The organism is Janthinobacterium sp. SUN206 (genome assembly GCF_030587305.1).
Taxonomy (GTDB): Bacteria; Pseudomonadota; Gammaproteobacteria; order Burkholderiales; family Burkholderiaceae_D; genus Janthinobacterium; species Janthinobacterium kumbetense.
Genome location: NZ_JAPWIB010000003.1, coordinates 171908 through 184767 on the forward strand (window position 1 = coordinate 171908; position 12860 = coordinate 184767).

At 63.0% G+C, this 12860-nt stretch carries 11 protein-coding genes; 5 read left to right on the top strand and 6 right to left on the bottom strand.

The features are described from left to right. Positions 1 to 4: 4 nt before the first annotated feature. Complete coding sequence (locus tag O3300_RS17705; protein WP_305053681.1) at positions 5 to 1033, bottom strand: SPFH domain-containing protein; 1029 nt, start codon at positions 1031 to 1033, stop codon at positions 5 to 7. Positions 1034 to 1060: 27 nt separating this feature from the next. Continuing rightward, positions 1061 to 1447, bottom strand: coding sequence for a DUF350 domain-containing protein (locus O3300_RS17710; RefSeq protein ID WP_034783828.1), 387 nt, complete (start codon positions 1445 to 1447; stop codon positions 1061 to 1063). 59 nt (positions 1448 to 1506) lie between these two features. Between O3300_RS17710 and O3300_RS17715 the strand changes: the two genes are divergently transcribed. Both O3300_RS17715 and O3300_RS17720 read left to right on the top strand, forming a co-directional pair. Beyond that, the gene (locus O3300_RS17715) at positions 1507 to 3018 is read left to right on the top strand and encodes a polyamine aminopropyltransferase (protein WP_305053682.1); all 1512 of its coding nucleotides are present in this window, start codon (positions 1507 to 1509) and stop codon (positions 3016 to 3018) included. After that, positions 3018 to 4649: an NAD(P)/FAD-dependent oxidoreductase gene (locus tag O3300_RS17720; RefSeq protein WP_305053683.1), complete on the top strand. Its 1632-nt coding sequence runs from the start codon at positions 3018 to 3020 to the stop codon at positions 4647 to 4649. Before O3300_RS17715 ends, O3300_RS17720 begins: the two co-directional genes overlap by 1 nt. 63 nt (positions 4650 to 4712) lie before the next feature. On the opposite strand, the gene mmsB is transcribed toward O3300_RS17720, so the two are convergent. From mmsB to O3300_RS17740, 4 genes are all read right to left on the bottom strand, one after another. Beyond that, the gene (mmsB, locus tag O3300_RS17725; protein ID WP_099665936.1) at positions 4713 to 5930 is read right to left on the bottom strand and encodes a multiple monosaccharide ABC transporter permease; all 1218 of its coding nucleotides are present in this window, start codon (positions 5928 to 5930) and stop codon (positions 4713 to 4715) included. Beyond that, entirely contained in the window at positions 5920 to 7461 is a 1542-nt protein-coding gene (gene mmsA / locus O3300_RS17730) for a multiple monosaccharide ABC transporter ATP-binding protein (protein ID WP_305053684.1), read from the bottom strand. The genes mmsB and mmsA overlap by 11 nt, the downstream gene beginning before the upstream one ends. Before the next feature lie 113 nt (positions 7462 to 7574). Next, positions 7575 to 8597, bottom strand: coding sequence for a multiple monosaccharide ABC transporter substrate-binding protein (gene chvE, locus O3300_RS17735; protein WP_369812305.1), 1023 nt, complete (start codon positions 8595 to 8597; stop codon positions 7575 to 7577). A 50-nt stretch (positions 8598 to 8647) separates the two neighbouring features. Beyond that, complete coding sequence (locus tag O3300_RS17740) at positions 8648 to 8926, bottom strand: hypothetical protein (RefSeq protein WP_305053686.1); 279 nt, start codon at positions 8924 to 8926, stop codon at positions 8648 to 8650. Positions 8927 to 9028: 102 nt separating this feature from the next. Here O3300_RS17740 and O3300_RS17745 point away from each other — a divergent pair, with 102 nt between their 5' ends. The 3 genes from O3300_RS17745 to O3300_RS17755 are packed head-to-tail and all read left to right on the top strand — an operon-like array spanning position 9029 to position 12769. Next, positions 9029 to 10189 carry a fumarylacetoacetate hydrolase family protein gene (locus tag O3300_RS17745; protein ID WP_099665934.1) on the top strand — a complete coding sequence of 387 codons (1161 nt, stop codon included), beginning with the start codon at positions 9029 to 9031 and terminating at the stop codon, positions 10187 to 10189. 28 nt (positions 10190 to 10217) lie between these two features. After that, positions 10218 to 10985 carry an SDR family NAD(P)-dependent oxidoreductase gene (locus O3300_RS17750; RefSeq protein ID WP_099665933.1) on the top strand — a complete coding sequence of 256 codons (768 nt, stop codon included), beginning with the start codon at positions 10218 to 10220 and terminating at the stop codon, positions 10983 to 10985. After that, the gene (locus O3300_RS17755; RefSeq protein ID WP_305053687.1) at positions 10982 to 12769 is read left to right on the top strand and encodes an IlvD/Edd family dehydratase; all 1788 of its coding nucleotides are present in this window, start codon (positions 10982 to 10984) and stop codon (positions 12767 to 12769) included. Before O3300_RS17750 ends, O3300_RS17755 begins: the two co-directional genes overlap by 4 nt. The last annotated feature ends 91 nt before the right edge of the window (positions 12770 to 12860 follow it).

Here is a 12860-nt window from a genome sequence, read left to right on the forward strand (position 1 = left end):
CTAATCAGCCGATCAGTTTTTTCAGCAGTTCAGCCTTGGCGCCGTCGTAGTCGGCCGGCGAAATGAGACCCTTATCGAGCAAGCCTTTGAGCTTTTCCAGGCGCGCCTCGATTGGTTCTTCCGGGGGGGGCGGTGGCGCCGCCGGCGCGGGCTGCTGCAAGGCGCCACCCATGCTTTGCGCCATCACCTGGCCGATCGACAGCCCGGCGCCCAGTCCCGCGCCGATGCCGGCCATGCCGCCTTCATTCTGCGCCGCCAGTGGGATCGCGTTGGCAACTTGGAATTTCGTATAGCCGCTCATCTTGTCGGCGCCCAGGCCGCCCTTCATGCCGGCGGAGATGCGTTCGTCAAGCGCCGCCTGCAATTCCTCGGGCAGACTGATGCTGGCCACGTTGAATTCATCGAGGCCCACGCCATAGCGGGAAAACGCCTGCGCCAGGCCATCCTTGACTTCCTGCGCCATCAGCGCCTGGTTGGCGGCCATGTCGAGGAAGGGCACATTCGCGCCGCCCAAGGAACTGGCCATGCTCGACATCAAAATGCCGCGCAATTGATCTTCCACCTCGTCGCGCGTATACACTTCGCGCGTGCCGCTGATCTCGGTGAAGAAGGTGCGGGCGTCGGCGATGCGGTACGAGTACATGCCGAAGGCGCGCACGCGGATCATGTCGAAATCCTTGTCGCGGATGGTGATCGGCTGCGGCGTGCCCCACTTGCGGCCCGTCTGCACGCGGGTGCTGAAGTAATACACGTCCGACTTGAAGGGCGAGTCGAACAGCTTGTCCCAGTTTTTCAGGTTGGTCAGCAGCGGCAAGGTCTGCGTCGTCAGCTTGTGCGTGCCGGGACCGAAGACGTCGGCGATCTTGCCTTCATTGACGAAGACGGCCACTTGCGATTCGCGCACATTCAGGATGGCGCCGTTCTGAATCTCGAAATCCTGCATGGGGAAGCGCCAGGCCAGTACTCCTTCCGTTTCTTCGTTCCACTGCAGTACGTCGATAAACTGCTTCTTGATAAAGCTGCCGAGGCTCATGATGGTGTCCTTGAATGAGGTAAAACGTCAGGAAATGCAAGCGGCGTTGATGGCGCCGATCGACAGGGAAATGGCGGCCAGCAGGCCGCCGAAGGCGCTGTTGTTCGATTCGATCTGGTCTTTCGACATGCGCAGCAGGCGCGTGGTGACCACATAGGCGAGCAATTGCACCACCATGGCGCCGAAGGCCCAGGCGAAGAACTGCTGATAGTCGGCCGTGTGCATCAGCGACGAGGCGATGGTGGCGGAAAAACCCAGCATGGCGCCACCCAGCGACAGGGCCGCGGCCTGATTGCCCTGGCGGATCAGCAGCACTTCGTTATACGGCGTGACGCGCGTGTAGATGATAAAAAATACAATCAGTAGCCCGGCGGCCAGTAAAAGATGAATCAGATAGTTTAGGATGGCGGGCACGGCATTCCTCACAATGAGTATTTGATAACGTCAACGCATATTAGAACAAAAAAAGTCCCATGAACAAAAAGATTCTGATTTTGTCCGTCTTCGTGGTCGCCTCCTGCGGCCTCGCGTATGAGCTGATCGCCGGCGCCATGTCCAGCTACCTGCTCGGCGACTCCATCCTGCAGTTTTCCACCATAATCGGCTGCTACTTGTTTGCCATGGGTGTGGGTGCTCACTTTTCAAAGTATGTGCGCGATGACGACGTGCTCTCGCGCTTCGTCGACATCGAACTGGCCGTGGGCTTGATCGGCGGCCTGTCGGCCGCCATCCTGTTCATGACCTTTTCGTGGATGGCCGCGCCATTTCGCACCTTATTGTATGTGATGGTGTTCCTGATCGGCGCACTGGTCGGCATGGAAGTGCCGCTGGTGATGCGCGCCCTGAATTCGCGTCAAACGGAATTTTCCGAGCTGGTCAGCCGCGTACTGACCTTCGATTACCTGGGCGCGCTGGCCGTTTCCCTGCTGTTCCCGCTGGTGCTGTCACCGTACCTGGGACTGGTGCGCACGGGCTTCCTGTTCGGCATGCTGAATGTGGGCGTGGGCCTGTGGACGATCTGGGTGTTCCGCGCGGAATTGAAGAACCTCACGAGCCGCTTCCTGCGCGCTTGCGCCGTGATGCTGGTACTGGTGGCCGGCTTTGCCATGTCGGACCGCATGGTGGCCTGGGGCGAGCACGGCCTGTTCGGCGACCAGATCGTGTACTCGACCACCACGCCCTACCAGCGCCTGGTGATCACGCGCTGGAAGGACGATACGCGGCTGTACATCAATGGCAACCTGCAGTTTTCCTCGCGCGACGAGTACCGCTACCACGAGGCGCTGGTGCACCCCGTGCTGGAAGCGCTGCCGTGGGCGCGCCGCGTGCTGGTGCTGGGCGGCGGCGATGGCCTGGCCCTGCGCGAAATCCTGCGTTATCCCCACGTCGAACACGTCACCGTGGTCGACCTCGACCCCGCCATGACGGCCGCGTTTACCACGCGCCCGGAACTGGCAAAGCTGAACAATAATTCGTTCTCGGACAAGCGGGTTACCGTCGTCAATGCCGATGCCGCCGTCTGGCTGCGCAACAATGGCGATATGTTCGATGCGGCCATCGTCGACTTCCCTGATCCGTCCAGCTTCGCGCTCGGCAAACTGTACTCGGTGCCGTTCTACGACCTGGTGAAAAAGCATCTGGCGGCCAAGGGCCTGATGGTGGTGCAATCGACGTCGCCCTTCTTTGCCCCGCACGCCTACTGGACCATCAATTCGACCCTGCGTGAAGTGGGCATGCGCACCTGGCCCTATCACGCTTACGTGCCCTCGTTCGGCGAATGGGGGTTTATCCTGGCCTCGCCCCAGCTCGACTACGTGCCGCCGACGAGCTACCGCCTGCCCATGCGCTACCTGAATGCGGACACCACGCGCGAAATGTTCATCTTCCCGCCCGATATGCAGCCGCTGCCGATGGCGCCGAATCGCTTGAATACCCAGTCGCTCGTGCATGAATTCGAGCAGGACTGGAACCGGGTGATCCGCTGATGCAGCGCCGTTCCTTCATGCTGTGGGCCGCCGGCGGCACGGCAGCGGCAGCCGCTGGCATCGGCAGCATCGCCGCGTATCTGCGCTGGCAGGAGATCACGCCGAAGGTGCTGTATCCGGGCCGCAGCGAGGGGCATTATTTGCGCAAGCTGATGCGCGAGCGCATGGCGTTGCCGGCACCCTCGGCAACCATCACCACCGACGTGGCGATCCTCGGCTCCGGCATCGCCGGCCTGACGGCGGCCTGGCGCCTGAACAAGCTGGGGCACAAGGACTTCCTCATGATCGATGGCCCGCAGCCGTATGGCAACGCGGCCGGCGGCCATTTCGGTGACCTGGCCTACCCCACGGGCGGCCATTATTTGCCGCTGCCTTCGCCCGAATCGACCCATGTGCGGGAAATCCTGTTCGATCTGGGCATCATCGAGCGCGATCCGCAGGCGGAAAAGCCGTATTACGACGAGCGCTACATCCTGCACGCGCCCGAGGAACGCCTGCTGTTCAACGGCCACTGGCAGGATGGCTTCATTCCCATCGAAGGCGTTTCTGCCGAAGAACTGGCGCAGCACGAGCGCTTCTTTGCCGAGGTGCGGCGCCTGCGCCAGGCGCATGGCAATGATGGCAAGCGTGTCTTCGTCTTTCCTACCGTGGAGTCGTCGCAAGATCCGGCCTGGCAGGCGCTCGACACCATCACCTTGAAGCAATGGATGGAGCGCGAAGGCTATACCTCGCCCACCCTGCACTGGTATCTGAATTACTGCTGCCGCGACGACTACGGCACGCGCTACGACCAGGTCTCGGCCTGGGCCGGCCTGCACTACTACTGCAGCCGCTGGGGACAGGCAGCCAATGCGGGCAACGGCGCCTGGCTGACCTGGCCGGGCGGCATGCAGCCCGTGGCCACGGCGATGGAGCAGGCGTCGGGTGTCCAACGTCATGCGGGTACGGTGGTTTCCGTGCAGACGACGGAGCAGGGCGTGGAGGCACTGTGCCTGGAACTGGTCGACGGCCAGCCGCGCACTTACCTGGTCAAGGCGCGCAAGGCCATCTGCGCCATGCCCTTGTATGTGGCGGCGCGCGTGGTCAACGACATCGCCAGCTATGGCTTCGATCTCAAACGCGATACGCCCGCGTATGCGCCGTGGCTGGTGGCGAATTTTTTACTGAAACGCTTTCCCGATGAACTGCCGCATGCGCCGCTATGCTGGGACAACGTGGTGTACCAGGAGCCGGGCCTCGGCTATGTCGTCTCCACGCACCAGGATATCCGCGTGCGTCCGCCCGAGAAAACCGTCTTCAGCGCCTACGTGGCCCTGTCCGACCGCACACCGCAGGAAGCGCGCAAGTGGTTAGATGTGGCCACACCCGAGGAATTGCTGGCGCTGGCCAGCGTCGATTTGAAGACGGCGTATGGACGCGATTTTGCCAGCTGCGTCGAACGGGTCGACATCACCGTGCGCGGCCACGCCATGGCCGCACCGTTGCCGGGATTTCGCAGCAATGCGGGGTTGAAGGCGCTGCGCGAGCACGATGGCGCGATGCTGTTTGCACATGCCGACTTGTCGGGCTTTTCCGTGTTCGAGGAGGCGGCGTGGTGGGGGGACCGGGCGGCGCGGCTGGCGGCTAAATAAAAAGGCCGGCGCGAACGCCGGCCAGAGCCCCCTAAGGCTCGAACCTGTGCTTCCTTGTTCTTCTCATTTATTTTTATTAATGACGTCGATGAACACGGCCGCCAGCAGCACCAGGCCCTTGATCACCTGCTGGTAGTCGATCCCGATGCCCATGATGGACATGCCGTTGTTCATCACGCCCATGATGAAGGCGCCGATGACGGCGCCCATCACCTTGCCCACGCCGCCCGAAGCCGAGGCGCCGCCGATGAAGCAGGCGGCGATCACGTCCAGTTCGAACCCCGTGCCCGCCTTTGGTGTGGCCGTGTTCAGGCGCGCCGCGAAGATCAAACCGGCCAGCGCGGCCAGCATGCCCATGTTGACGAAGGTGTAGAAGCTGACCCGTTCCGTCTTGATGCCGGACAGGCGCGCCGCCTTCTCGTTGCCGCCCACGGCATACACGCGGCGTCCCAGCACGGTGCGGTTGGTGATGAAGGTGTAGGCGACGATGAGCAGCGACATCACGGCCAGCACGTTGGGAAAGCCGCGGTACGACGCCAGCAGGTAGCTGAAATACACCATCACGGCGGCGAAGATGGCGTTTTTCAGCAGGAAGAAGGCGCGCGGCTCGTTTTCCATGCCGTGCTTCAGTTGCTTGGCACGGCTGCGCAGCGAGGTGATGATCAGCGCCGCGGCGGCGATCACGCCCAGTAGCAGGGAAAAGCCACGCAGGTTTTCACCGCCGAACGGATCGGGCAAAAAACCCGAGCTGAGCATCTGGAAGCCTTCCGGGAAGGGGCCGACCGACTGGCCAGCCAGCAGTGCCAGGGTCAGGCCCTTGAATACCAGCATGCCGGCCAGGGTGACGATGAAGGACGGGATTTTGAAGAAGGCGACAAAATAGCCTTGTGCGCCGCCGATGACGGCGCCGGCCAGCAGGCAGATGATGCTGGCGGCGACAAAATTCATGTTGTAGTTGACGATCAGGACGGCCGCCAGCGCGCCGACGAAGCCGACCACCGAGCCGACGGACAAATCGATATGGCCGGCCACGATGACCATCAGCATGCCCAGCGCCATGATGACGATGTAGCTGTTTTGCAGCACCAGGTTCGTCAGGTTCAGCGGCTGCATCAGGGTGCCGTCCGTCATGTACTGGAAAAAGCCCATGATGACGATCAGGGAGAGCAGCATGCCGTAGTCGCGCATATTGTTCTTCAAGAAGCCGGCATAGCTTTTCGCTTGCGGCGCGGCCGCCGGCGCTGCCGCTGCTGGCGCGCCCGCTGTCAATTTATTGTCCATTGTTTTCTCCGTGTGTAACGATCGCGCGCATGATTCGCTCCTGCGATGCTTCTGCTGCGCTCAGTTCTGCCGCGAAGCGGCCTTCGTTCATGACATAGATCCGGTCGCACATGCCCAATAATTCCGGCATTTCCGACGAAATCATGATGATGCATTTGCCTTCGGCGGCCAGCTCGCTGATGATGCTGTAGATCTCGTACTTGGCGCCCACGTCGATGCCGCGGCTCGGTTCATCGAGGATCAGGATGTCGGGGCGCGAAAACAGCCACTTCGCCAGCACCACTTTCTGCTGGTTGCCGCCGGACAGGTTGACCACTTTCTGCGCCACGCTCGAGCAACGGGTCTTGAGCTTGCGGCGGAACTCCTCGGCCACGCTGAATTCACGCTGCTCGTCGATCACCATGCGCTTCGAAATTGCGTCCAGGTTGGCCAGGCTGGTGTTCTTCTGGATGTCTTCCTCGAGGATCAGGCCCAGGCCCTTGCGGTCTTCCGTGACATACGCAAGGCCGTGCGCGATCGCCTTGCCGATGGTGCTGACGTCGATCTCCTGGCCGTTCTTCAGCACCGTGCCGCTGATGCGCTGTCCGTAGGCGCGCCCGAAGAGGCTCATAGCCAGTTCCGTGCGCCCGGAGCCCATCAGGCCGGCGATGCCGATGATCTCGCCCTTTTTGGCGTGCATGTTGATGCCCTTGATGACGGGGCGGTCGGCATGCTCGGGATGGAAGACGCGCCAGTCGCGCACTTCGAAAATGGTCTCGCCGATGGTGGGCGTGCGCGGCGGATAGCGGTCGGCCATCTCGCGCCCGACCATTTTTTCGATGATGCGGTCTTCGCTGACGGGCTCCACGCGGCAGTCGAAGCTGTCGACCGTGTTCCCGTCGCGCAGCACCGTGATGGCATCGGCGACCCGCGAGATTTCATTGAGCTTGTGCGAGATCAGGATGGAGGCGATGCCCTGCGCTTTCAGGCCCAGCAGCAGGTCGAGCAAGGCTGCGCTGTCGCTTTCGTTCAGGCTGGCCGTCGGCTCGTCGAGGATCAGCAGCTTGACATCCTTGCACAGCGCCTTGGCGATCTCGATCAGCTGCTGCTTGCCCACGCCCAGGTTGGTGATCAGGGTGTCCGGTGACTCTTTCAGGCCGACTTTGTGCAGCAGTTCGCGCGTCTTCGCTTGCGCGTATTCCCAGTCGATGACGCCCATGCGGGCCGGCTCGTTGCCGAGGAAGATATTCTCGGCGATCGACAGCTGGGGCACCAGCGCCAGTTCCTGGTGGATGATGATGATGCCGATTTCTTCGCTGTCCTTGATGCCGCGGAAGTGCCGCGTCTGGCCCTGGTAATCGATGTCGCCCGTATAGCTGCCATGGCCGTAGACGCCGCTCAGCACTTTCATCAGGGTCGATTTGCCGGCGCCGTTTTCGCCGACGATGGCGTGGATTTCGCCGCTGCGTACCCGCAGGTTGACATTGTCGAGCGCAACGACGCCCGGGAATGTTTTGCGTATCCCGCGCATTTCCAGGATAGTGTTCGTCATATAACCTCTCTGGCACGGCCGCGCTGGTCGGCGCCGGTCGTGCGGCAGTCTTGTTCTTGATCGTGCATGAAGCGAAAGGCCCGGCAGCGCCGGGCCTTCAGTACCGTCGATGCTTATTTCACTTGCGCTTCCGTGTAGTAGCCGCTGCCGGTGACGAGCACCTGCTTCCAGTTCGCCTTGTCGACGGTGACCGGTTTCAACAGGTACGATGGCACCACCTTGATACCGTTGTTATAGGTCTTGGTATCGTTGACGGTCGGCGTCTTGCCGCTCATCATCGCGTCGACCATGTTGGCCGTTACCTTGGCCAATTCGCGCGTGTCCTTGAACACGGTCGATGCCTGTTCGCCGCGGATGATCGATTTCACCGACGGGATTTCCGCATCCTGGCCCGTCACGACGGGGAACGGTTGTTTCGGCGTGCCGTAGCCGACGCCCTTGAGCGAGGACAGGATGCCGATGCTCAAGCCGTCATACGGCGACAGCACCGCGTCGACGCGCGCATTGCCGTAGTAGGCGCTGAGCAGGTTGTCCATGCGCGCCTGCGCCACGGCACCGTCCCAGCGCAGGGTGGCGACCTTTTCCATGCCCATCTGCTTCGAGCGCACCACCAGCTTGCCGCTGTCGATGTAGGGTTTCAGCACCGACAGCGCGCCGTTGTAGAAGAAGTGCGCGTTGTTGTCATCGGCCGAGCCGCCGAACAGCTCGATGTTGAACGGGCCCTTGCTTTCCTTGAGTTTCAGCGCCGATTCGATATAGCCCGCTTGCAGCACGCCGACCTGAAAGTTGTCGAAGGTGGCGTAGTAATCGATGTTTTTCGTGCCGCGGATCAGGCGGTCATACGAAATGACCTTGATGCCCTTGTCGGCCGCTTTTTGCAGCACGTTCGACAGGGTGGTGCCGTCGATGGCGGCGATCACCAGCACCTTGGCGCCCTTGGTGATCATGTTTTCCACCTGCGCCAGCTGGTTCGGGATATCGTCGTCGGCAAACTGCAAGTCCGTCTTGTAGCCGCGCTCCTTGAATACCTTGACCATGTTGTCGCCGTCGGCGATCCAGCGCATGGACGACTTGGTCGGCATCGAGATGCCGATCGCGCCCTTGTCGGCGGCGCTTGCCACGGGCATTACCGCCATGCCGGAGATGGCCAGCGCCAGGCTCGCGGTCAGCATTTTCATTGTTGTTTTCATTTCAGGTCTCCACCGTCTTCGATAGTTGAATGTGCCAGGGCCGTCGTCCCGATGGGCGGGCTCCGTGCGGATGGCCGATTGCAGGCCACGGCTGATACTAGTTTGTCCATCCATCCCTCACCAATCACTTTTTTCACATCGGTGATATCCAAAACGGTATCGATAAGCGGATTGATGCAATGCGCCATGCGGCCCATTCCCGCCGTGCAGCCAGGGCTGGAAAGGGGGCCGGGCGGCGGCTTTTTTTGGTGCGCTGCAATACCAATAATCATCATTCAATTTGGTGATTTTCGTAATTGCGGCGACACAGGGCGGCGCGCAGAATCGGTCCGAACTTGAAGACCAGCCATCCCGTCCCGACCTTTTGAAAGCTTGCCATGCAGCCGATTTCTCCCGCCTCCCTGTTGCCTGCCGACCTGGCGCAGGCCCTCCTCATCGGCCGCATCTGGCGTGACGGCCCCTGCGTCGTCGCCGTGCGTGGCGGCGAGGTGGTCGACATCACGCAGACGGTGGCGACGGTGGCCGAGCTGTTCGAGCGCAGCGATGCGCTCGATATCGCCCGCCATGCGCCCGGTATTGCGCTCGGCCCCGTGCAGGCGCTGCTGGAGCAAGCGCTGGCCGCGCCGGCCAGCCAGCCATTGCTGCTGGCGCCGTGCGACCTGCAGGCTGTCAAGGCCTGCGGCGTGACTTTCGCCGTCAGCCTGCTCGAACGGGTGATCGAGGAACAGGCCGGTGGCGATGCGGCGCGCGCGGCGAGCTTGCGCGCCGCTCTGCAGATGACTCTGGGCGGCGACTTGTCGGCATTGAAGCCCGGCTCGGACGCGGCGCAGCGCCTGAAACAGCAGTTGCAGCAGCGCGGCGCTTGGTCGCAATACATGGAAGTGGGCATCGGCCCCGATGCGGAAGTGTTTACCAAGGCGCAGCCGATGTCGTCGGTGGGCTGCGGCGCGCAGGTGGGCTTGCTGCCATCGTCCGCCTGGAACAACCCGGAGCCGGAGATCGTCCTGGCCGTCAACAGCCGCGGCGAGGTGCTGGGGGCGACCTTGGGCAACGACGTCAACCTGCGCGACATCGAAGGGCGTAGCGCCCTCTTGCTGGGCAAGGCCAAGGACAACAACGGTTCCTGCGCCATCGGCCCCTTCATCCGCCTGTTCGACGAACACTTCACGCTCGACACCGTACGCCAGGCGGAAGTGTCGCTGCTGATCGAGGGCGCGGACGACGGCTTTGTGCTCGAAGGCGCCAGCTTCATGCGCGAGATCAGCCGCGACCCGCTCGACCTGGTGCGCCAGACGGCAGGCCAGTACCACCAGTACCCGGACGGTTTCATGCTGTTCCTGGGGACCATGTTCTCGCCCGTGAAGGACCGTGGCGCGCAAGGCGGCGGCTTTACACACCACCTGGGCGACCGGGTGACGATTGCCAGCGCTTCGCTGGGCGCGCTGGTCAACGAAGTGCAGCGCTGCGATGCGATTGCCCCCTGGACGTTCGGCGTGCGCGCGCTGTACCGGAGCCTGGCGCAGCGCGGCCTGATCTGATTTCCCAATTCCTATAACGAGAGACACCATGCAACATGCAATCTATCCCAGCCTGGCAGGTCAGCGCGTCGTCATCACGGGCGGCGGCACCGGCATCGGCGTGGCCATCGTCGAAGCGTTCGCGCGCCAGGGCGCCCACGTCACTTTCCTCGACATCGCCCGCGAGGCGTCGCTGGCGTTGCAGGAAAAGCTGGCGCACCTGCCGCAGCCGCCCGTGTTCCGCTATTGCGACCTGACGGACCTGGGCGGCCTGGCCGCCACCTTCGCCGAGATCGAGCACAGCGCGGGCGCCACGGATATCCTCGTCAACAACGCGGCCAATGACGACCGCCACCAGTTGCAGGACGTCACGCCCGCCTACTGGGACGAGCGCATGGCCGTCAACCTGCGCCACCAGTACTTCTGCGCCCAGGCCGTGGCGCCGGCCATGCGCGCCAAGGGGGGCGGCGTAATCCTGAACCTGGGTTCGATTTCCTGGCACCTGGCGCAAGCGAGGCTGTCGATCTACATGACGGCGAAAGCCGGCATCGAGGGCTTGACGCGCGGCCTGGCGCGCGACCTGGGTGTCGACGGCATCCGCGTCAATTGCATCATTCCCGGCGCCGTGCGCACGCCGCGCCAAGAGCGGCTGTGGCATACGCCGGAGGCGGAAGCCGTGATCCTGCAGGGACAATGCCTGCAACTGCGCGTGGAGCCGGAAGACGTGGCGGCGCTGGCGCTGTTCCTCGCATCGGACAACGCGGCCAAGTGCGCCGGACGCGAATACTACGTTGACGCAGGCTGGTACGGCGCATGAGCACTCCCGCCCAACCCCAGGCGCGGCGCTTCCGCTCGCAGGACTGGTTCGACAATCCCGACCATATCGACATGACGGCGCTGTACCTGGAGCGCTTCATGAACTACGGCATCACGGCCGAGGAGCTGCGTTCGGGCCGGCCCATCATCGGCATTGCGCAAAGCGGCAGCGATATCAGCCCGTGCAACCGCATCCACCTGGAACTGGCCCAGCGCGTGCGCGACGGCATCCGCGACGCGGGCGGCATCCCGATGGAATTCCCGCTGCACCCGATCTTTGAGAACTGCCGCCGTCCCACGGCCGCGCTGGACCGCAATCTGGCATATCTGGGCCTGGTGGAAATCCTGCATGGCTACCCGATCGACGCCGTGGTGCTGACGACGGGCTGCGACAAGACGACGCCGGCGCAATTGATGGCCGCCGCCACGGTGGACATTCCCGCCATCGTGCTGTCAGGCGGTCCCATGCTCGATGGCTGGATGGACGGCGAACTGGTAGGGTCCGGCGCCGCCATCTGGAAAGGCCGCCGCCAGCTGTCCGCCGGCTTGATCGACAACGACAAATTCCTGCAGATCGCCGCCGCCTCGGCGCCGTCGGCCGGCCACTGCAACACCATGGGTACGGCTTCGACCATGAATGCGCTGGCCGAGGCGCTGGGCATGTCCCTGACGGGCTGCTCGGCCATCCCCGCGCCGTACCGCGAGCGGGGCCAGATCGCCTATGAAACGGGGCGCCGCATCGTTGGCATGGCGCATGACGACGTGCGCCCGTCGAGCATCCTCACGCGCGAGGCGTTTTTGGACGCGATCATCGTCAACGCGGCTATCGGCGGCTCCACCAACGCCCAGCCGCACCTGATGGCCATGGCGCGCCATGCGGGCGTGGCATTGCATTCGAGCGACTGGATGGAGCACGGCTACGACGTGCCGCTGCTGTTGAACATGCAGCCGGCCGGGAAGTATTTGGGTGAGCGCTTCCACCGTGCCGGCGGCGTACCGGCCGTGATGTGGGAGCTGCTCCAGGCGGGTTTGTTGCACGCCGAGCGTCCCACCGTCACGGGGCAGACGATGGCGGCCAACTTGCAAGGCCGCGAAAGCGCGGACCGCGAGATGATCCGTCCGTTTGCCGCGCCGCTGAAGGAAAAGGCCGGTTTCATGGCATTGCAGGGCAACCTGTTCGACTTCGCCATCATGAAGACCAGCGTGATCTCGCCCGCTTTTCGCGAGCGCTACCTGTCGCGCCCCGGTAGCGAGGGCGTATTCGAGGCGCGCGCCATCGTCTTTGACGGTTCAAACGATTACCACGCACGCATCAACGACCCGGCGCTCAATATCGACGACAGCTGCATGCTGGTCATGCGCGGCGCCGGCCCTGTCGGCTGGCCCGGTTCTGCCGAAGTGGTCAACATGCAGCCGCCGGACGCCTTGCTGAAGGCGGGCATCTTGAACCTGCCGACCCTGGGTGACGGGCGCCAGTCGGGCACCTCGGACAGTCCCTCGATTTTGAACGCGTCGCCGGAAAGCGCCGTGGGAGGCGGCCTGGCGCTGCTGCGCACGGGCGACATGATCCGCGTGGACTTGAACGGGGGCAGCTGCGACATGCTGGTCGATGCGTTTGAGCTGGCGCGCCGCGCCAAAGAGCTGCCGCCGCCCGTCAACGACAGCGCCACGCCATGGCAGGAGCTCTACCGCGCCAGCGTGGGCCAGCTGGAAACGGGCGCCTGCATGGAGCTGGCGTTGAAATATCGCGCCGTGGGACAGACCCTGCCACGCCATAACCATTGATTTTTGAAGCCGCAACACCCGTAGTGAAAAAACGTTGTTAATAAAATCCACAAGGAGACACACAATGAACAAGATCATCAGTGCAGCCATC

Excerpts from the sequence above, each read along its gene's own strand:
- O3300_RS17705 (WP_305053681.1), bottom strand. The coding sequence starts at position 1,033 with ATGAGCCTCGGCAGCTTTATCAAGAAGCAGTTTATCGACGTACTGCAG.
- O3300_RS17715 (WP_305053682.1), top strand. The coding sequence starts at position 1,507 with ATGAACAAAAAGATTCTGATTTTGTCCGTCTTCGTGGTCGCCTCCTGC.
- O3300_RS17720 (WP_305053683.1), top strand. The coding sequence starts at position 3,018 with ATGCAGCGCCGTTCCTTCATGCTGTGGGCCGCCGGCGGCACGGCAGCG.
- mmsB (WP_099665936.1), bottom strand. The coding sequence starts at position 5,930 with ATGGACAATAAATTGACAGCGGGCGCGCCAGCAGCGGCAGCGCCGGCG.
- mmsA (WP_305053684.1), bottom strand. The coding sequence starts at position 7,461 with ATGACGAACACTATCCTGGAAATGCGCGGGATACGCAAAACATTCCCG.
- chvE (WP_369812305.1), bottom strand. The coding sequence starts at position 8,597 with ATGGCGGTAATGCCCGTGGCAAGCGCCGCCGACAAGGGCGCGATCGGC.
- O3300_RS17740 (WP_305053686.1), bottom strand. The coding sequence starts at position 8,926 with ATGATGATTATTGGTATTGCAGCGCACCAAAAAAAGCCGCCGCCCGGC.
- O3300_RS17745 (WP_099665934.1), top strand. The coding sequence starts at position 9,029 with ATGCAGCCGATTTCTCCCGCCTCCCTGTTGCCTGCCGACCTGGCGCAG.
- O3300_RS17750 (WP_099665933.1), top strand. The coding sequence starts at position 10,218 with ATGCAACATGCAATCTATCCCAGCCTGGCAGGTCAGCGCGTCGTCATC.
- O3300_RS17755 (WP_305053687.1), top strand. The coding sequence starts at position 10,982 with ATGAGCACTCCCGCCCAACCCCAGGCGCGGCGCTTCCGCTCGCAGGAC.